The organism is Streptomyces sp. TRM49041, from assembly GCF_008271805.1.
Taxonomy (GTDB): Bacteria; Actinomycetota; Actinomycetes; order Streptomycetales; family Streptomycetaceae; genus Streptomyces.
Genome location: NZ_VSRY01000124.1, coordinates 35,561 through 54,833 on the forward strand (window position 1 = coordinate 35,561; position 19,273 = coordinate 54,833).

A 19,273-nucleotide genomic window follows, 5' to 3' on the forward strand; every position below is an offset into this window, starting at 1 on the left:
ACCGCCAGTTCGTCCCGGTCGACAGGCCCGCCGACCGCGTGGCCGCCTGAGCGCCCGCCCCCGCACCGCTCTCAGAAGGACCGTACGTCCCCATGCTCAAGCTCAGCGTCATCGTGTCCGGCCGGGGCCCGCTGCCCCACCTCCGCGCCTGTCTGGACAGCGTCACAGGGCAGGCGTACCCCGGCCTGGACCTCGTCGTCACCGCCCACGAGGGCGGCACCGGCGACGATCCGGCCGCCCGCGCGCTCGCCGAGGCCCACGCCCTGCGTGACCCACGCGTCACCGTCGTCCGCGTCCCTTCGGACGCTCCCGCCGCCCACGCCCGAGCGGCCGCCGCCCGCGCGGCCACCGGGACATACCTCCAGTTCCTCCGCCCCTCCGACCGCCTCCCGGACGGCGCGGTCGCCGCTCTCGCCGAACGCCTGACCCGCCTCGGCGCCGGGCGTGACGGCGCCGGGCGTGACAGCGCTGGTCGTGACGGCGGCGGGCCTGACGACGCCGGGCCTGACGGCGGCGGCGCGGCGTCCGAGGCGCGTGGTGCGCGCGACCGGCTGCCCGACGTGCTGTTGTGCGACCACCACCGCGCCACCTGGTGGGACGACGCCGCCCCGGGCGGGGCCCGCCCCGTCCTCACCCGGGCCCTCGGGGCGCCCGCCGGCACCCTCGCCCGCCGCCCGGACCTGCTCGACGTGGCGCCGCTCCTCGGCGACCGGCTCATCCGGGCCGGGCTGCTCGACGAGCACCCCGAGCTGATCGGCACAGACGGGCACGACGAGCTGTACGTGTCGTACGCGGTGCTGCTCCTGGCGCGGCGTATCGCCTGCTGCGACACGCCGGTGCTCGTCCACCGCGACGAACGGCCCGCCCAGCGGCGTGCCGCCGGGCCCGGACGGCATTTCGCGGCGTTCGCGCAGTACGAGCGGCTCCACCACCTGGCCATCGCCGCCTCCGCCCCGGCCGGGGTGCGGGCCCGGCTGTACGACCGCATGGTCGGCGACTATCTGCACACCCTCGCCCGCCGCGACGAACTGCCTCCGGGCGACGCCGCCGAGTACTTCCGCCGCGCCGCCGACCACACCGCACGGTTCCGCCCGGAGGGGCACCACCGTCCCGGCGGCCTCGACGGCGTACGGCACGCGCTCCTCGGCCACCACGCGCACCTCTGCTACCGGCTGCTCCGCCTGGCCGACGACGGGCGGCGCGCCCTGCACACCGCGGGCGCCCGCCACGCCCGCCGCGCCGCCGACGCCCGCACCCGGCTCCGCTACCGGCGGGCCCTGCGCCGCCCCGTCGACGAGGACCTCGCGGTCTTCTCCGCGTACTGGGGCCGCGGCGTCCACTGCAACCCGGCCGCCATCGCCGCCGAACTGGCCGAACTCGCCCCGGACATCCGCAGGCTGTGGCTCGTCCGACCGGACCGCGTCCCGCTGCTGCCGCCCGGCACCGACCATGCCGTCCTCGGCACCGCCCGCGCCTGGGACGCCCTCGCCCGCGCCAAGTACCTCGTCAGCAACGTCGACTTCCCCGGCCGGGTCGTCAAACGCCCCGGCACCGTCCACCTCCAGACCCACCACGGCACCCCGCTCAAGACCATGGGCGTCGACCAGCGGGCCCACCCCGCCACCGCCCGCGGCCTGGACTTCGAGGCCCTCCTCGCCCGCGTCGACCGCTGGGACTACAGCCTCTCCGCCAACGCCCACTCCACCGAGACCTGGCAGCGTGCCTACCCCTCGGGCTTCCGGACGCTCGACTACGGCTACCCCCGCAACGACGTCCTGTACCGGGCCACCGCCGCCGACGTCCGCGCCGCCCGCGCCGCCCTCGGCGTCGAACCCGGCGTACGCGCCGTCCTCTACGCCCCCACTCACCGCGACCACCAGGCCCGGTGGACGCCCCGGCTCGACCTGACCCGCCTGGCGGACCGGCTCGGCGACGACACCGTCCTCCTCGTCCGCGGCCACTGCATCCACGCCGACGAGCCCCGGTCCGTCCCCCGCCACCCGCGCGTCCTCGACGTCACCCGCTCCACCCCGTGGAGAGGCTGCTCCTCGCCGCCGACGCCCTCGTCACCGACTACTCGTCGATCATGTTCGACTACGCCAACCTCGACCGGCCGATCGTCGTCCACGCCGACGACTGGCCGACGTACACCGAGACCCGCGGCGTCTACTTCGACCTCACCGCCGAGCCGCCCGGCCCCGTCGCCCGCACCCAGGGCGACCTCACCGACATCCTCCGCAACCCCGACGACTGGTCCGGCGAGGCGGCCGCCAAGCTCCGCCACGACTTCCGGCTCCGCTTCTGCCAGTACGACGACGGGCGCGCCGCCGAACGCGTCGTCCGCCGCGTCTTCCTCGGTGAGGGCGAGGAGAGCCTGCCGCCCGTCCTGCCCCTGGACCGCCGCACTCCCGCCCCGACACCTCAGGAAGCCATCCGCCGATGACGACCCTCCCCACGGTCACGGTGATCGTCGTCGTCCACGACGACGCGGCCCGGCTGCCGCGCGCCGTGGCCTCCGTACGGAACCAGACCCACCGCGCCGTCGAAATCGTCATCAGCGACGACCACTCCACCGACGACACCCCGAAGGTCGCCGCCGACCTCGCCGACCGCGACCGCCGCATCCGAGTGCTGCGCCTCGAACGCAACAGCGGCGGCTGTTCCGTGCCCCGCAACCGCGCCCTCGACATCGCCCGCGCGCCCTACGTCATGTTCCTCGACAGCGACGACGAACTCCCCCCGAAGGCCGTGGAACTGCTCCTCGCCGCGCACGCCGAGGACGACGTCGACTTCACCATGGGCGCCGTCGAACGCGTCCGCACCGACACCGGCGCGCACGGCCTGTGGATGCCGTCCCTCTTCGACCGCCGCCGCACCGTACGCGGCCTCGCGGACGAACCACGGCTCCTCTTCGAGCCCCTGGCGACGAACAAGATGTACCGGAAGGAGTTCCTGGACCGGCACGCCCTGCGCTTCCCCGAGGGCCTCCACTACGAGGACCAGCTGTTCTCCGCCCAGGCGTACACCCTCGCCCACGCCTTCCGGATCATCACCGAACCCGTCTACCGCTGGTACTTCGCCCCGTACGCGCCGCACGCCCCGCACGCCCCGGCGGACGTCGCGACGCTCTCCACCCGCCGGCACCTCATCGCCGACGTCCGCGACCGCGTCGAGATCGCCCGGCGCATCGACACGTTCCTCGCCGTGCACGGCGCCCCGCCCGGGTCCGCGCTGCGGGAGGAGAAGGACTACCGCTTCCTCGCCCACGACCTGCGCCTGTACGCCGGTGACCTGCCGTACCGGGACACTGCGTGGGTCGAGGGGTACGCCGCGGAGGTCGTCCCGTACATGGCGGGTCTCGCGCCCGCCGCGTTCGAGCGGCTCGGGCGGGTCGAGCGCGCCGTGGTGGGACTGCTGCGCGAGGGCCGGTACGGGGAGGCGCGGCACGCGGCCCGGGGCCTGGCGCACGGGATCGGCCCGCGCCGGGTGACCGTCGAGGACGGCCGTACGTACTGGGGCGACGCCGTGCCCTCGTCGGAGGCCGCCCGCCGGGACCTGGACCTGACCGAACCGGACCTGTCCGGCTGCCCGTTGGCCGCGGCGTGGTTCCGCCACGAGATCCTCCGGGTGACCCCGGGGCCCGGCGCGGCCGTGGACCTGGCGGTGCGCACGTACGACCCGGGCCTGCGCCTGCCGCTGGCTCCGCTCCCGGCGCGCGTCCACCTCACCCCGGCCGGGCGCCGTACGACGGTCCCGTTGCGCCTGGACCCGGCGGGCCGGGGCGTCTTCGAGGGCACCGTGCGGCTGGACCTGGCGGCGGTGTCCCTGCCCGTGTACGGCTTCCGGGGCGTGCGCCACCCGGTCCTGGAGCTCACGGAGGAGGGCACCGCCCACACGGGCGTCCTCCTGGCCCCCCTGGACTTCGCGCCCTTCTCGCTCCCCGGCCCCGCACGCCACCGCGTCACGGTCGAGCCGGAGGCCCGGGACGCGGGCCGCCTCCAGCTCCACTGGGACGCGCAGGGCCCGGTGGGCCGCCTGCTGGGCCCGGTCGCACAGCGGGGCCCGGTACGGCGCGCGGCCCGAGCACTGATCAGGGGCTGAGCGGCGAGGTCCCGACCGGTCTACTTCACCGCGCCCGCCATCACCCCCGACACGAACTGCCGCTGGAAGGCGAAGAACACCGCCAGCGGAATCACCATCGACACGAACGCCCCGGGCGCCAGGACGTCGATGTTGTTGCCGAACTGACGGACCTGCTGCTGCAGGGCCACCGTGATGGGCGGCGCGTCCGAGTCGGCGAAGATGAGGGCGATCAGCATGTCGTTCCAGACCCACAGGAACTGGAAGATGCCCAGCGACGCGATCGCTGGGCCGCCCAGGGGCATCACCACACGGGCGAACAGGCGGATCTCGCCTGCCCCGTCCAGGCGGGCCGCCTCCAGCAGTTCGCGCGGGATCTCCGCGAAGAAGTTGCGCAGCAGGAAGATCGCGAAGGGCAGGCCGAAGGCGGTGTGGAACAGGACCACGCCCAGGGTCGTCTCGAAGACGCCGATCTCGCCGAACAGCTTCGACACCGGGATCAGCGCCACCTGCACCGGGACCACCAGCAGCCCCACCACCGCGAGGAACCACCAGTCCCTGCCCGGGAACTCCATCCACGCGAACGCGTACCCCGCCAGTGAGCCGATCACCACGACCAGCACCGTCGCCGGGACCGTGATCAGCACCGTGGAGAGGAGCGAGTCCGTGATCGTCTCGTTCCTGAGGATGGTCGTGTAGTTGTCGAGGGTCAGCTGCGCCGGCGCCGTGAAGACCCGCCACCAGCCGCTCTCGTTGATGTCCGACGGCGAGCGGAGCGAGGACAGGAGCAGACCGGCCGTCGGCAGCAGCCAGAACAGCGCCACCGCGACGAGGAAGAACTGCGCCGCGCCGCCCGCCAGACGGGAGACGATACGGGCCGCCACCGACTGCTGCGCCTTCGTCTGCGGCGCCTTGGTCCGCGGCGCCCTCGTCTGCGGCGCCTTGGTCCGCGGCGCCTGGGGAGTCGTCATCGGCGCGTCTCCTTCCGGATGCGCCTGATATTGAAGAGCATCACCGGGATCACCAGCAGCAACAGCAGAACCGAGATCGCACTGCCCACGCCCGGATGCGCGTCCGTGCCGAACGACGAGCGATACAGCTGGAGCGCCAGCACGTTCGCGTCGTCCTGGACCGAGCCCGGCGCGATGATGAAGACCAGGTCGAAGATCTTCAGAACGTTGATCATCAGGGTGACCAGGACGACCGCCAGCACCGGCGCCAGGAGCGGTACGGTCACACGGCGGAAGACCTGCCACTCGTTGGCGCCGTCCACCCGCGCCGCCTCCAGCAGCTCGCGGGGGAGACCCGCCAGGCCCGCCGCGATGAGGACCATCGCGAAGCCGGCCCACATCCACACGTAGCTGCCGATGATGGCGGGCGTCACCAGCGTCGGGCCCAGCCAGTCGACGCCGCTGTACGGCTCCCGGAAGTTCGAGCCGGGCAGGCGCAGATGCGCGCCGTCCGCCGCCGCGGGCAGCGTGAACGTACCGTCCGCCGCCGCCTTCGCCCTGGCGACGACCCTCCCGTCCTTGACCGCTTCTATCTCAAGGCCCTTGAGGCCCCGTTCCGCCTTGTCGACGGCGTTGGCGGCCCCTCCGCCGCCCTTGGTGAAGTCCAGCCAGGCCGTGCCCGTCACCCGGCCGGACGCCGGCTGCGGCTCCCTGGCCGGCTCCGCGCCGTCCGGCATCCTCGCGGGCGCCACCCCGACCAGCGGCAGCCGCGCCGGCGTGCCCGCCCGCACCGGCTCCTTGGTGATGTACGCGCCCCCGCCGGCCGCCTCCAGCGGATGCACCGGCAGCGGGCGCGCCTTCGGGTACCCGGCCGACTCGGCGAACGTGTCGTGCACGCCCACCCACACCGCGTTCGCGACGCCCCGCTCCGGGTCCTGCTCGTAGACGAGCCGGAAGATGATCCCGGCGGCGAGCATCGAGATCGCCATCGGCATGAAGACGAGCAGCTTGAACGCCGTACCCCACCGCACCCGTTCCGTCAGCACCGCGAAGATCAGGCCAAGGGCAGTGGCGACCGTCGGCGCCACGACGACCCAGATCGCGTTGTTCCGTACGGCCGTCAGGATCGTGTCGTCGGTGAAGATCTCCACATAGTTGTCCAGGCCCGCGAAGCCCGTGCCGGGCTGGTCGAAGAACGACCGCTGGACCGAGTATCCGATCGGGTAGACCACGAGCGCGCCCAGCAGTACCAGCGCGGGCAGCAGGAAGCCCGCCACAAGCGGCTTGCGCGTGCCGGTCACGCTCCTGCCCTGTCGGTCCTTCCGCCGGTGCTGCTGCGTTCCCTTCTGCGGGGGAGCGGCTGCCATGGCTCAGCTCGTGCTCTTGTACGCCTTGGCCGCGTCGGCCTCCAGCCGTGCCTGGGTCCCCGCGATGTCCTTCGGGTTCTTCAGGAAGTCCTGGAGCGCCTTCCACTCGCCCTTGCCGGGTGTGCCGCCGAACGACTGAGGCATCTGGTCCGACATGTCGAAGCGGAAGTCGTCGCCCGCCGCGATCAGCGCCTTCGCGATGTCCCGCTGCACGTCGTTCGGGTACGCGGCCACGTCCAGCGCCTTGTTGGGCGAGATGAAGCCGCCCTCACCCGCCCAGATCGCCGCCGCGTCCGGGGACGCCAGGAACGTCAGCAGCGCCTGCGCCGCCGGCTTGTCCGTCAGCGCGACCGCCACGTCCCCGCCCGTCACCACGGGGGCCTCGCCACCCACGGCAGGGAACGGGAACACCTTCGCGTCCGTGCCGAGCTTCGCCTCCGTCTGGGCGATGTTGATCGACACGAAGTCGCCCTCGAAGACCATCGCGGCCTTCGGCTGGGCGCCGCCGGTGAACGTCTGCGTCACGGACGTCGGGAACTCCGTCTGGAGCGCCCCGGCCGCGCCGCCCGCGATCAGGTTCGGCTTGCCGAACAACTCGGCGAGGGTGGCGAGGGCCTGGGTGACCGAAGGGTCGGTCCACTTGATCTCGTGCTTCGCCAGCTGGTCGTACTTCTCCGGGCCCGCCTGGGACAGATAGACGTTCTCGAACCAGTCCGTGAGCGTCCAGCCGTCCGCGCCGCCGATCGACACCGGGGTGACTCCGGACGCGGAGATCGTCTCGGCGGTGGAGAGCAGTTCCTTCCACGTCTTCGGCTCGGATGCGCCCGCGTTGTCGAAGACGGCGGTGTTGTACCAGATCAGCGACTTGTTGGCGGTCTTGAAGTACACGCCGTACTGCGTGCCGTCCACCGCGCCGAGGTCCTGCCAGCCCTTGGAGTAGTTCTTCGCCAGCTGCGCCTTCGTCTCGGCGCCCGCCGGTTTCGCCCATGCGCGCTGCACCGCCTGGTGGAGGGCGCCGACCTGCTGGAGCATCGCCACATCGGGCGGGGAATCGCCGGCGATCTTCGTGCCGATGTAGTTGAGCATCGCGTCCTGCGTCGGGACGTATGAGACCTGCGCGCCGGTGCGCTTCTCGAACTCCTTCAGGACCTTCGTGAACGCCTCCTGCTCCGGGCCGGTCCACACGGCCACGACCTGGAGCTGCTGACCGTCGAGCTTCGGTAACCGGACCGTCTCCGTCGTGCCCTTGCCGCTCCCGCCCCCGCTGGAGCCGCCGCCGTCACCGTCGCCGCCGCAGCCGGCCATGGTGAGGGCGAGGGCCCCGATGGCCGCGACGGCGACCGCGGCCCGGTGTTTGCGCGGAGTTGTACGCATCACTGCCCCGTTTCTCCCGTGTGCGTCGTCCCTGTCGTCCCGTTGCGCTGTCCTTCTCGCTGTCCTTCACGCTGTGTCTTCCGGTCTGGTCTACGCCCGGTGCCGGGGGCCCGCAATACCGCCTTCCGCGTCTACTCCTCGATCGTGATGGGCTCGTGACGTGCCGTCAGCGATGCCGGGCCGCACGGGAAGGCCACCTGACGGGCCACCTGACGGGTCACCTGACGGGGTCGGAGGTGTCCGGGGCGGCGGTGAGCGGCGGGACCGGTGCGGCCTGGACCGAGCGCGCGGCCCGGTCCAGGGCGCTGGCCAGCAACGCCAGGTCCGTCGGCCCGTTGCCCAGCTCCCGTACCGGGCGGCGGGTCGGCGGGTCGCCCATGCGCTCCCACTCCAGCGGTACGACGGTGGGGCGCAGCGTCGCCGTACGCGGGATGCGCCCGGTCACGCGGCCCGCCTGGAACGGGGTCACCCGGCCGTCCGGGTGGCACAGCCGGCCCCGGCCGGGCAGCGGGTCGTCCGGACCCGGGGACGCCGGAGCCGCGTCCAGCACCACGCGCAGGCGTGCGCGTCGGGCCGGCTCCGTGTCGGCCGTACGGTCCGGGCGCGCCGACGCCGCCACCAGGTGGACGCCGAGCCGCTCGCCGTCCCGCGCCACGGCCTCCAGCGCCCGTACGACCGAACCGGCCGCGGGCCGGCCCGGGCTGCCGAGCGCGGGAGCGACCAGTGCGTCCAGGTCGTCCACCAGAACGACGAGGAGGGGCAGCGGGGGCGGTGTCGTCCCGCCCTGGCCACGGCCCCCCGGCGCGGCGGGGCGCAGCCGCAGCGTGCCACTGGGCGGGGACTCCACGTCGCCGCCGACGCGCTGCTCGGGGAACGCCCTGTCGCCGGGGCGCTGGGCGTCGGGCCCGGTGTTCCGCGGTGCGTCGCGCCTCTGGTCCCCCTGGACGCGGGGACCGGTCTCCGGCCGGACGCCGGTTCGGGGGTCGGGCAGGAGGCCGGCCCTTTCGTCGGCCGGGGCGTTCCGGCGCGTGGGCGCCTCCGTGAACCCCTCGCGGCCCAGCACCTCGGCGCGTCGCTTGAGCTCCGCCCCGAGCGCCTGCGCGAAGGCCCGCATCCGCACCGGGTCGGCGGCGACCAGGTGCTCGGTGACGTGCGGCAGGTCGGTGCACGGGCCGAGGCCCTCGCCGCGCTCGCCGCCCGCGCCGTCCACCAGCAGCAGGCCCAGCCGGTCGGGGCGGGACGCGGCGGCGAGAGACGCGGCGAGGGAGCGCAACAGCTCCGTACGTCCGCTGCCCGCCGGGCCCTCGACGAGCAGGTGCGGCCCTTCGCCGGTCAGGTCGACCCGGAGCGGGCCGTGCGGGCCGGTGCCCAGCACCGCCGTACCGTCCGGGGCCGACGCCCAGCGGGCCATCAGCGACGCGGGCGTGGCCCTGGCCAGCTCCAGCTCGTCGAGCAGGCGGGAGGAGCGGGGCAGCGCGGCGGCCGTGGCCCGGCCGTGCTGTGCCGGGCCCTCGGCGCGCAGCGGCGCCAGGGACCGGGCGAACCGCTCCGCCCACGCGCCCGACACGGCGTCCACCGCCGCCACCGTGCCGTGGCCGACCGGGTGGCCGCCCGCCGCCCGCATCACGCGCAGCGCCGTCGCCACGTCGCCGGTCAGCAGACCGACCGCGCCGCACTCCCGGAACGGCAGCGACTCCGCGCACGCCGCCTCGTACGCCGCCGCGACCGGGAACACCGCCGAGGCGGGCGCCGTCTCGGCCAGGCAGACCAGGTGGATGCCCGCCGCGGCACCCGCGCCGGCCAGGCGTGCGGTCGTCTCGCGCAGCGCGGACGTCCCCGGATCGCCGTCGACGATCACGACGGTGTACGGCCCGGTGCTCTGCGGCGCCCCCGTGGCGTACGACTGTTGGAACCGCTCCGCCGCCTCCGCGACCGCGTTGTGGTCGGCGTCCGCCCAGCCCGGGCCGAGCGGCCCGTCGTCCAGACGCCGTGTCAGCTCGGCGGCCCTGGCGGCGGCCTGGTCTCCGTCGTACGCCAGGAGGAGGCGGCAGTCCTGGCCGTGCGCCGGCCGTACGTGCGGCAGCCAGCCGAGCCAGGCCCAGTCGCGTCGCCGCTCCTCCAGGGGGCGCGCCCGGTCGGCGCTGATCAGCACGATCTCCAGGTCCGCCGGGGCGTGCAGCGCGGTGAGCTGCGCCACCACGGAACGGGCCAGCCCGACGAGGCGGGCGCGCGGCCCGGCTATGCCCAGGGACCGTGCCTCGCGCAGCCCCACCGTGACGGGCACGGCGGCCAGTTCGGCGCGGTCCGTGGTGCCGAGCCGGACCACCAGCGACTCGGGGTGCCCGGGGGCCCGCTCCCAGAGGCGTGGGCCGGGACCCAGGGCGGTCAGCAGTACGGCGGCGGGGTCGGGCCACGCCTCGGCGCCCGGTCCGCGGAGGGCGGCCGGCGCGGACGTGGCGGGCGTCCGGGCGGCGGAGCCCCTGTGGTCGGCACCGTCGGCCCGGCCACCTGCCAGGCGGCGCGCCCATGCCCCTATGCCCCGCCGCCTCGGCGCCTCGGCAGGCACGGGCGTCCCGCGCGCGGGTGTGCCCTGCGGCCCGCCGGGCGCCGCCGTCCGACTGTGCGTCACCCCGCCGTCAGCCACCCCGTGCGCGCGCGCATGCCCGCCACCGGAACTCCCGCCCGCGCCCTGACCCGTGCTCGAGTACCCCGCACGAGCCTGGCCGTCGTACGACCGCCGAGCCCTCGGCGCCACGGCACCACCCGCACCCGCATCCCCCGGGCCGCCGGGCCCCGGGTCGGCACCTCCCGGGGCCACGCCCCTGAACTCCGCACCGCCCACCAGGTCACCGCCCACCGGGTCACCGCCCGGGGCACCCGCCCCGGAACCGGCCCCGCCCATGGGCACCGCACCCCCGGAACCGGCACCGCCCGTCGGGCAGCCGTCACTGGTCCCCGCCCGCGCCAAGGCACCGCCCTGCGGCGCCCCGCCCGGGCCCACGACACTCGCACCGGTACCGCCCGGCGCCCCCGGCCCCGCGACCTCCCCGCCCAGCCCAGTACCGCTCCCGGAGCCCGCCCGGCCACCACCGCTCACCGCACCGGGCTCGGTCACCCCACCAGCGCTCCCCGCGCGGGGAGCGCCGTCACCCGAGCCGCTCACCACACCTGCCTCGGCCGCCCCGGCAACGCCGCTCACCGCACCCGCCCGGGGACTCGCAGCCCCGAGCCGCGCCACGCGCACATACCCCTCGCCGTCCGGTGTCGTGGCGAGGGGCGCACCGTACGGATCCCCGTACACACCCCCGTACACGCTCCCCGTACTCTCCGGCGCCCCGCTCGGCCCCCGCGCGCCGCCCGGCGCACCACCCCCGCCGCCCACTGCACCCGCACCACCACCCCGCGCACCGTCAACCACGCCCGCATCCAAGCCCTGGGTACCCGCGCCCCCGGCGACCGCGACCCCACCCCCGCCGGCCGCACCCCCGCCTGCCGTGCCCCCGCCCCCGAGCACCAGCCGCAACACCGACTCACCCACCCGCAGCAACGCCCCCGGCTTCAGTCGCACCGCGCGGGTGCCGACCCGCTTCCCGTCCAGGGTCGTGCCGTTCGTCGAGTCGAGGTCGGCGACCGTCACGCGGCCGTCGTCGCCGACCGTGACCACGCAGTGGAGCCGCGACACGTCGGGGTCGTCCAGCGGGACGTCCGCGTCGGCGGAGCGCCCGATGCGGACGTGCCCGGCGTCCAGCAGATGGACGCCGCCCGCGTCGGGCCCGGCCACCACGTGCAGCCGCGCCGCCGCGCCGTCCGGCGCCACCGCCTCCTCCGCGGGCGACTGGAGCGCCAGCACGGCGCCGTCCACGAGTGGCGGGTCGCCCAGGGCACAGCGCTGGGGGTCCAGGCGCTCGGGCCCGGCGTAGAGCACGACGGGCCCCGTGCCCGCCGCGCCGTCCGGTCCGGCCACCGCGGCGGCGAGGCCGGAGGCCACGGCGGCCAGGGCGGTGCCCGCGGGGGCGGTGACGAGCACGTCGCAGGCGCGCCGCGCGGTCTGCCCGCCGGGCGGCGCCGCGAGGACGGTCAGCCGGATCTGCATCGCCGTCAGCGGTCCCTTCTGCGCGACGCGCCCGCAGCAGGGGGACAGGGCCCTCGAACTCCCCCCACCCGCGCGCGGACACGTCGTCCGGTACAGGTCGGCACGGCCCGCGGAACTCCCGGCCCCACGATGCGCCGTGCAGGATGCATCCTCCCATCCGCCACCGACACAACGCCCGCGACCCGGCACTAAATGATCTTGAATGCTCGCGACTGATCGGCGAAACGCCTGCTTGCGCCCATCTTGGGATCATGTGTATGTCAGGCAACCGGGCGCGCCGGTCATACGTCTTCCCTCCCACGAAACCCGTTCCGGAGCCGTTCCGGGGCTGCTCCCGAGCCGTTCCGGGCCGGATGACGGAAACGTTCGAAGGAAATTCGAAGAAAGCGGAACGGCATTAGAGTGGGTCGAACGCAAGCTTCGGACCACGATCGCAGGGAGCGCATGACCGTGCGGCCAGTCGGCAGCAAGTACCTGCTCGAGCAGCCGCTCGGACGCGGCGCCACGGGTACCGTCTGGCGTGCCCGCCAGAGGGAGACGGCGGGCGCCGAGGCGGCCGTGCCCGGCCAGCCGGGCGAGACCGTCGCGATCAAGGTCCTCAAGGAGGAACTCGCCAACGACGCGGACGTCGTGATGCGCTTCCTGCGGGAGCGCTCCGTCCTTCTCCGTCTCACTCACCCGAACATCGTCCGCACCCGTGACCTCGTGGTCGAGGGCGACCTCCTGGCCCTCGTCATGGACCTCGTCGACGGCCCCGACCTGCACCGCTACATCCGCGAGAACGGTCCGCTCACCCCCGTCGCCGCGGCCCTCCTCACCGCGCAGATCGCCGACGCGCTCGCCGCCAGCCACGCGGACGGCGTCGTGCACCGCGACCTGAAGCCGGCGAACGTCCTGCTCGCCGAGCGGGACGGCCAGATGCACCCGATGCTCACCGACTTCGGCATCGCACGCCTCGCCGACTCCCCGGGCCTGACCCGCACGCACGAGTTCGTCGGCACGCCCGCGTACGTCGCGCCCGAGTCCGCCGAGGGCCGCCCGCAGACCTCCGCCGTGGACATCTACGGCGCGGGCATCCTGCTGTACGAGCTGGTCACCGGCCGTCCCCCGTTCGCCGGCGGCACGGCCCTGGAGGTCCTCCACCGGCACCTCAACGAGGACCCGCGGCGGCCGTCCACCGTGCCGGGACCGCTGTGGACGGTCATAGAGCGCTGCCTCAGCAAGAACCCGGACCACCGCCCCAGCGCCGAGAACCTCGCCCGCGGTCTGCGTACGGTCGCCGCCGGCATCGGCGTGCACGCGACCGTCGCCCAGATCGAGGCTGCCGAGGGCGTCGGCGCGCTCCTCGCGCCCGACCCGGCGCCCGCGCCCGTGCCGGAGGTCCCCGGCGCGTCCGACGCGACCCAGGTCCTGCCGAACAGCGGCCAGGGCGTCGGCGCGCCCCAGTACGACCCGGGCGCCGCGACCGGTGTCATGCCGTCGGCCGGCCAGGGTGCCGGCGGCCCGGGCGGCGCACCCGACCCGACCTCGGTCATGCCCCCCGTACCGCAGCCGGAGGAGCCGCACCCGTGGCAGACCCAGCTGCGCGCCGCGCGCGACCGCAACGAGCAGACACAGGTCCAGTACCTGGACCCCAGCGAGGACCCGCTGCGCCGCCGCCCCCAGCGCCGGCCCCAGCAGTCGCCCCAGCCCCAGCAGCCGCCGCCGTACCGGCCGCAGCACCAGCAGTACGGCCAGCAGGCCCAGCCGCAGCAGTACGCCCCGCAGCCCCAGCCGCAGCAGTACGCCCCGCAGCCCCCGCAACCCCAGCCGCAGCCGCAGCCGCGCCAGCAGCACGCGCCCGCTCCGCAGCCGCCCCGCCAGCAGTACACACCCCAGCCTCAGCAGCCTCAGCAGCCGCAGGCCCCGCAGCCGCCCGCGCCCCGCGCACCCCGGCAGCGCAGCGCCAACCCGATGCGTATCCCGGGCCTCGGCTGCCTCAAGGGCTGCCTGTTCACGATCATGCTGTTCGTCGTGGCGGGCTGGCTCATCTGGGAGCTGACCCCTCTTCAGGACTGGATCGCCGAGGGCAAGAGCTACTGGCAGGCCATGGGCGACGCCTTCTCGTCCGTCAGCGACTGGATCTCCGGACTCAGCGGCGAGTCGGGCGGCGGCGACACCCCCGCCCAGTGACGCCCGGCGACAACTCTGCCGATTTATCGACTTCTCAGGGGCGATTTCCGCTCCGGCGTGAATACCGGTGCCCGCACCCGCGTAACTTGGTCGGGAACGCCAGCCGCTGAGGGAGCAGTCTTGGCACGGAAAATCGGCAGCCGGTACACGGCTCACCAGATCCTCGGGCGGGGCAGCGCCGGCACGGTCTGGCTCGGCGAAGGTCCCGAGGGTCCTGTCGCCATCAAGCTGCTGCGCGAGGACCTGGCCTCCGACCAGGATCTCGTCGGACGCTTCGTCCAGGAGCGCACCGCGCTGCTCGGGCTCGAGCACCCGCGCGTGGTGGTCGTACGCGACCTGGTCGTGGACGGCGACGACCTGGCCCTGGTCATGGACCTGGTGCGCGGTACCGATCTGCGCAGCCGGCTCGACCGGGAGCGCAGGCTCACCCCGGCCGCCGCCGTCGCGATCACCGCGGACGTCGCCGAGGGCCTGGCCGCCGCGCACGCCGCGGGGGTCGTCCACCGGGACGTCAAACCGGAGAACATCCTGCTCGACATGGAGGGCCCCCTCGGGCCGGGCGGCGCCCACCCGGCCCTGCTCACCGACTTCGGCGTGGCCAAACTGATCGACACCCCGCGCCGTACCCGTACGAACCGGATCATCGGCACGCCCGACTACCTGGCTCCCGAGATCGTCGAGGGCCTGCCGCCGCGCGCGGCCGTCGACATCTACGCGCTCGCGACCGTTCTGTACGAACTGCTGGCGGGCTTCACACCGTTCGGCGGCGGCCACCCGGGCGCCGTGCTGCGCCGCCACGTCACCGAGACGGTGGTCCCGCTCCCCGGCATCCCGGACGAGCTGTGGCAGCTGATCGTCCAGTGCCTGGCCAAGGCCCCCGCGTCCCGGCTGCGCGCCTCCGAGCTCGCGGCGCGCCTCCACGACCTGGCGCCGCTCGTCGCGGACATGCCGCCGCTGGACGTGGACGAGCCCGGCTCGGAACCGACCTCGGAGCCCTACGAGGACGACCCGTACCCGACCTTGCCGAACGCCCCCCGCCGGTCCGCCGTCCCGCTGGTCCCCGGCTCGTCCACCGACTCCAGCAGGGACACCCACACCTCCATGCGCGTGCCCGGCCCCGACGAGCTCTCCGGCGGCCCCCTGGGCACCGCGCGCGCTCCCCGCGCCGCCGGGCAGCGCCGCCCGGGGTCGGCCCGTAACAAGACCTCCGCCGTGCGGCGGCGCCGCCTCGTCATCTCGGTGGCGGGGGCGGCACTGGCGGCGGCGGTCGGGGTGGGCGGCTGGTTCGCCGCCGGCTCCGACAGCCCGGAGCCCGCCGCGCCGGACTCCCAGCGCTCGGCCCCGGGCACCCCGCCCCGCTGACCCCCGTCCCGGCCGGCGACGGCCGGGATACCGCCCTCGGGGGGAGGGGGTGTCGCGGGCAGCCGTTACGCTGGACCCGTGGCAGTCGTCGACGTATCCGAAGAGCTGAAGTCCCTCACCTCGACCATGGGGTCGATCGAGGCCGTCCTGGACCTCGACAAGATGAGGGCAGACATCGCCGTGCTCGAGGAGCAGGCGGCCGCGCCGTCCCTCTGGGACGACCCCGAGGCGGCACAGAAGATCACCAGCAGGCTCTCCCATCTGCAGGCCGAGGTCCGCAAGGCGGAGTCGCTGCGCGGCCGGATCGACGACCTCGGGGTGCTCTTCGAGCTCGCCGAGGCCGAGGACGACTCGGACACCCTCGCCGAGGCCGAGGCCGAGCTGGCCGATGTACGCAAGGCCCTCGACGAGATGGAGGTCCGCACCCTCCTCTCCGGCGAGTACGACGAGCGCGAGGCCCTCGTCACCATTCGCGCCGAGGCCGGTGGCGTGGACGCCTCCGACTTCGCGGAGCGCCTCCAGCGCATGTACCTGCGCTGGGCCGAGCGGCACGACTACAAGACCGAGATCTACGAGACGTCGTACGCCGAAGAGGCCGGCATCAAGTCGACGACGTTCGTCGTGCACGCCCCGTACGCGTACGGCACGCTCTCCGTCGAGCAGGGCACGCACCGCCTGGTCCGCATCTCGCCGTTCGACAACCAGGGCCGCCGCCAGACGTCCTTCGCGGGCGTCGAGGTGCTGCCGGTCGTCGAGCAGACCGACCACATCGACATCCCGGAGAACGACCTCCGTATCGACGTGTACCGGTCCTCCGGCCCCGGCGGCCAGTCCGTCAACACCACGGACTCCGCCGTCCGCATCACGCACATCCCGACCGGTGTCGTGGTCTCCTGCCAGAACGAGAAGTCGCAGATCCAGAACAAGGCGTCCGCGCTGCGCGTCCTCCAGGCCCGGCTGCTGGAGCGCCAGCGCCAGGAGGAGCGCGCCAAGATGGACGCCCTGAAGGGCGACGGCGGCAGCTCCTGGGGCAACCAGATGCGCTCCTACGTCCTGCACCCGTACCAGATGGTCAAGGACCTGCGTACGGAGCACGAGGTCGGCAATCCGCAGTCCGTGCTGGACGGCGAGATCGACGCCTTCCTGGAGGCCGGCATCCGCTGGCGGAAGCAGCAGGACCAGGAGAAGTAGGAAACCTGGCTCAGCGTCACGGCGCCGTACCCCGCAGGGGTCCGGCGCCGTCGTCGTGCTCTACCGGGAGGTGTACGGCGCGGGCATCTGCGTGAATGCGGTGGGCAAGGGCGAGGACCGCGACGGAGTCACCACCCTGTGAAGCGCGATTCGCTGTCGCAACCAACGGGCTGCGAATTTCCTCGCTTTGTCGACATGGAAATGACCCTGACGCAGGTCCCTCTCCTCGATTTCGTCACAGTCCTTCGGTGCACGACAGGCAAGCTTGATCATTTCGGACATCGCATGCGTAACGAGCTTGACGCCCCCTTCAAAACTGGGAAAGCTGACGCGCGGCATGCGCATGTCCGGGGCGCATGTGACCGGGGGGACGGCACGAGGCCCTCTAGCGTCCGTGGCCCCGAGCGCGCTGCTCCATGACGAGATCAGCTACTGGGGGTAGCAGCTTTATGACCAAAAAGACGCGGATCCGGGTCGCGCGGATAGCCGCTGGTGCGGTGATCGCCGCCGGTGCGTCCCTGACCGCCGCGGGCGCCGCTCAGGCCGCCGGTATCGGGCTCGACCTTTCGATCGAGCTCGGCGACGAGACCTGCCACCCGGCCGACCCCACCTGCCAGGACCCGACGGACCCGACGGACCCCACGGACCCGACGGACCCGACGCCCAGCACCACCGGTGGTAGTGGCGGCGACGGCGGCTCGACCGGCGGTGACGGCGGTTCGACGGGCGGCGACGGCGGTTCGACGGGCGGCGACGGCGGCTCGACCACGGGCGGCGACACCACCGGCGGTTCGACCGGCGGTGACGGCGGTTCGACCGGCGGCGACGGCGGCTCGACCACGGGCGGCGACACCACCGGCGGTTCGACCGGCGGTGACGGCGGTTCGACCGGCGGCGACGGCGGCTCGACCACGGGCGGCGACACCACCGGCGGTTCGACCGGCGGCGACGGCGGCTCGACCACGGGCGGCGACACCACCGGCGGCTCCACCACCGGCGGTGACGGCGGTTCGACCGGCGGTAACGGCGGCTCCACCACGGGCGGCGACACCACCGGCGGCTCCACCACCGGCGGTTCCGGCTCCTCCGGCTCCACCACCGGCGGCACGGGCAACTGCGCCGTGACCGTCGACGGCGCCGAGTGCGCGGACAACAACCCCGGCACGAACAACGTCGGCTCCCAGCCGGTCGAGCAGGGCAAGGCCAAGGAGGAGCTGGCCGAGACCGGTGCCGCCGAGACCTCGTTCCTCCTCATCGGCGCCGCGACGATGATCGCCGGTGGCGTCGGCTTCCGCATGCTGCCGCGTCTGGTCGGCGGTGGCCGCACGGTCGCCTGAGCGCACCTGAAGCCCGGCCGCGGCCGTACCAGCCGGTAAGCCGGCAAACCGGTAAGGCCGCGCAAGGGCACAGTGAAGGGCCCGGATGCCGTATCCACGGCGTCCGGGCCCTTCCGCTGTGCAGGTGATGTGTCGCGCCGCGCGCGGGGGCAGGCGCTACGCGGGCTGGTGGGTCGCCACCAGCGCCGCCGCTGCCGCCACCAGGAGCAGGAGCAGCGTCAGCAGGGCGGCGGGGCTCATGGCGGCCCATGGGCTCTGCTGCATGCGCTCACGGTTGGCCCGGCACACGGGGCAGCGGCCCTCGCTGACGGGCGCCGCGCAGTTGGCGCACACCAGTCGGTCATAGGTCATGCGCTCTCCTCCTCCCGCGCGGCGGAGCCGCGGGACGCGGGACTGTCGGCCGGACGTACTCGGACCGTCGACCCAGTTCTCTCCGCACAACGCTCAGGGAAACGCATCCGTTCCCCCTCCCACTGTGCCAGGTCCCATGAGTTTAGGCGCGCCCCGATGGGTTTCCGCCGGTCAGGACCCGGGCAGGCAGGGCGCAAGCACGGACAAAACGGGCAAGGCTGGACGGTGCCTGCACGGGACATCCCGGTTCGCGTATGGTCACGCTCACCTACTCCTCCCGGCCGACCGTGGGTGCACCCGTGATCCGATTCGACAACGTCTCCAAGTCCTACCCGAAGCAGAACCACGCCGCTCTCAGAGACGTCTCCCTGGAGATCGAGAAGGGCGAGTTCGTCTTCCTGGTGGGGTCCTCCGGCTCCGGAAAGTCCACCTTCCTGCGTCTCGTCCTCCGCGAGGAGCGCGCCAGCCACGGCACGGTGCACGTCCTCGGCAAGGATCTGGCCCGGCTGTCCAACTGGAAGGTGCCGCACATGCGCCGCCAGCTGGGGACCGTCTTCCAGGACTTCCGGCTGCTGCCGAACAAGACCGTCGCGCAGAACGTGGCGTTCGCGCAGGAGGTCATCGGCAAGTCGCGCGGCGAGATCCGCAAGTCGGTTCCCCAGGTGCTCGGCCTCGTCGGCCTCGCGGGCAAGGAGGACCGGATGCCCGGCGAGCTGTCCGGTGGTGAGCAGCAGCGGGTGGCGATCGCGCGCGCGTTCGTCAACCGGCCGATGCTGCTGATCGCGGACGAGCCGACCGGCAACCTCGACCCGCAGACCTCGGTCGGCATCATGAAGCTCCTGGACAAGATCAACCGCACTGGCACCACCGTCGTCATGGCGACCCACGACCAGAACATCGTCGACCAGATGCGCAAGCGCGTCATCGAGCTCGAGAAGGGCCGCCTCGTCCGCGACCAGGCCCGCGGCGTCTACGGCTACCAGCACTGAGAAAGGC

Annotated in this window: 11 protein-coding genes and 1 pseudogene; 7 read left to right on the forward strand and 5 right to left on the reverse strand. The window is 73.9% G+C overall.

Features of this window, described 5'->3' with window-relative positions; all coding sequences use genetic code 11:
- The first annotated feature begins 92 nt into the window (after positions 1-92).
- A pseudogene (locus tag FVS66_RS36830) lies at positions 93-2,443 on the forward strand (CDP-glycerol:glycerophosphate glycerophosphotransferase).
- The gene (locus FVS66_RS15265) at positions 2,440-4,101 is read left to right on the forward strand and encodes a glycosyltransferase family 2 protein (RefSeq protein ID WP_149181746.1); all 1,662 of its coding nucleotides are present in this window, start codon (positions 2,440-2,442) and stop codon (positions 4,099-4,101) included. The pseudogene FVS66_RS36830 and the gene FVS66_RS15265 overlap by 4 nt, the downstream one beginning before the upstream one ends.
- Before the next feature lie 20 nt (positions 4,102-4,121).
- On the opposite strand, the gene FVS66_RS15270 is transcribed toward FVS66_RS15265, so the two are convergent.
- The 4 genes from FVS66_RS15270 to FVS66_RS15285 all read right to left on the reverse strand — a co-directional run bounded on the left by FVS66_RS15270 (position 4,122) and on the right by FVS66_RS15285 (position 11,864).
- The gene (locus FVS66_RS15270) at positions 4,122-5,051 is read right to left on the reverse strand and encodes a carbohydrate ABC transporter permease (protein ID WP_149181747.1); all 930 of its coding nucleotides are present in this window, start codon (positions 5,049-5,051) and stop codon (positions 4,122-4,124) included.
- Positions 5,048-6,397: a carbohydrate ABC transporter permease gene (locus FVS66_RS15275; protein ID WP_149181748.1), complete on the reverse strand. Its 1,350-nt coding sequence runs from the start codon at positions 6,395-6,397 to the stop codon at positions 5,048-5,050. The genes FVS66_RS15270 and FVS66_RS15275 overlap by 4 nt, the downstream gene beginning before the upstream one ends.
- A 3-nt stretch (positions 6,398-6,400) precedes the next feature.
- A complete protein-coding gene (locus FVS66_RS15280) occupies positions 6,401-7,771 on the reverse strand; it encodes an ABC transporter substrate-binding protein (RefSeq protein WP_149181749.1) in 1,371 nt (456 codons plus the stop codon).
- Between the two features lie 217 nt (positions 7,772-7,988).
- A complete protein-coding gene (locus FVS66_RS15285) occupies positions 7,989-11,864 on the reverse strand; it encodes an FHA domain-containing protein (RefSeq protein ID WP_149181750.1) in 3,876 nt (1,291 codons plus the stop codon).
- Positions 11,865-12,314: 450 nt separating this feature from the next.
- On the opposite strand from FVS66_RS15285, the gene FVS66_RS15290 reads away from it, so the two are divergent.
- The 4 genes from FVS66_RS15290 (at position 12,315) to FVS66_RS15305 (ending at position 17,926) form a co-directional block, all read left to right on the forward strand.
- On the forward strand, positions 12,315-14,036 hold the full coding sequence (locus tag FVS66_RS15290; RefSeq protein ID WP_149181767.1) for a serine/threonine-protein kinase: 1,722 nt from the start codon (positions 12,315-12,317) through the stop codon (positions 14,034-14,036).
- Positions 14,037-14,156: 120 nt separating this feature from the next.
- On the forward strand, positions 14,157-15,398 hold the full coding sequence (locus FVS66_RS15295; protein ID WP_149181751.1) for a serine/threonine-protein kinase: 1,242 nt from the start codon (positions 14,157-14,159) through the stop codon (positions 15,396-15,398).
- 78 nt (positions 15,399-15,476) lie between these two features.
- Complete coding sequence (gene prfB / locus FVS66_RS15300) at positions 15,477-16,589, forward strand: peptide chain release factor 2 (RefSeq protein ID WP_149181752.1); 1,113 nt, start codon at positions 15,477-15,479, stop codon at positions 16,587-16,589.
- A 449-nt stretch (positions 16,590-17,038) separates the two neighbouring features.
- The gene (locus FVS66_RS15305) at positions 17,039-17,926 is read left to right on the forward strand and encodes an LPXTG cell wall anchor domain-containing protein (protein WP_149181753.1); all 888 of its coding nucleotides are present in this window, start codon (positions 17,039-17,041) and stop codon (positions 17,924-17,926) included.
- Positions 17,927-18,082: 156 nt separating this feature from the next.
- Here FVS66_RS15305 and FVS66_RS15310 read toward each other — a convergent pair whose 3' ends face one another.
- The gene (locus FVS66_RS15310) at positions 18,083-18,277 is read right to left on the reverse strand and encodes a hypothetical protein (protein WP_149181754.1); all 195 of its coding nucleotides are present in this window, start codon (positions 18,275-18,277) and stop codon (positions 18,083-18,085) included.
- Positions 18,278-18,576: 299 nt separating this feature from the next.
- Here FVS66_RS15310 and ftsE point away from each other — a divergent pair, with 299 nt between their 5' ends.
- On the forward strand, positions 18,577-19,266 hold the full coding sequence (gene ftsE / locus FVS66_RS15315) for a cell division ATP-binding protein FtsE (RefSeq protein WP_149181768.1): 690 nt from the start codon (positions 18,577-18,579) through the stop codon (positions 19,264-19,266).
- Positions 19,267-19,273: the final 7 nt, after the last annotated feature.

Excerpts from the sequence above, each read along its gene's own strand:
- FVS66_RS15265 (WP_149181746.1), top strand. The coding sequence starts at position 2,440 with ATGACGACCCTCCCCACGGTCACGGTGATCGTCGTCGTCCACGACGAC.
- FVS66_RS15270 (WP_149181747.1), bottom strand. The coding sequence starts at position 5,051 with ATGACGACTCCCCAGGCGCCGCGGACCAAGGCGCCGCAGACGAGGGCG.
- FVS66_RS15275 (WP_149181748.1), bottom strand. The coding sequence starts at position 6,397 with ATGGCAGCCGCTCCCCCGCAGAAGGGAACGCAGCAGCACCGGCGGAAG.
- FVS66_RS15280 (WP_149181749.1), bottom strand. The coding sequence starts at position 7,771 with ATGCGTACAACTCCGCGCAAACACCGGGCCGCGGTCGCCGTCGCGGCC.
- FVS66_RS15285 (WP_149181750.1), bottom strand. The coding sequence starts at position 11,864 with ATGCAGATCCGGCTGACCGTCCTCGCGGCGCCGCCCGGCGGGCAGACC.
- FVS66_RS15305 (WP_149181753.1), top strand. The coding sequence starts at position 17,039 with ATGACCAAAAAGACGCGGATCCGGGTCGCGCGGATAGCCGCTGGTGCG.
- FVS66_RS15310 (WP_149181754.1), bottom strand. The coding sequence starts at position 18,277 with ATGACCTATGACCGACTGGTGTGCGCCAACTGCGCGGCGCCCGTCAGC.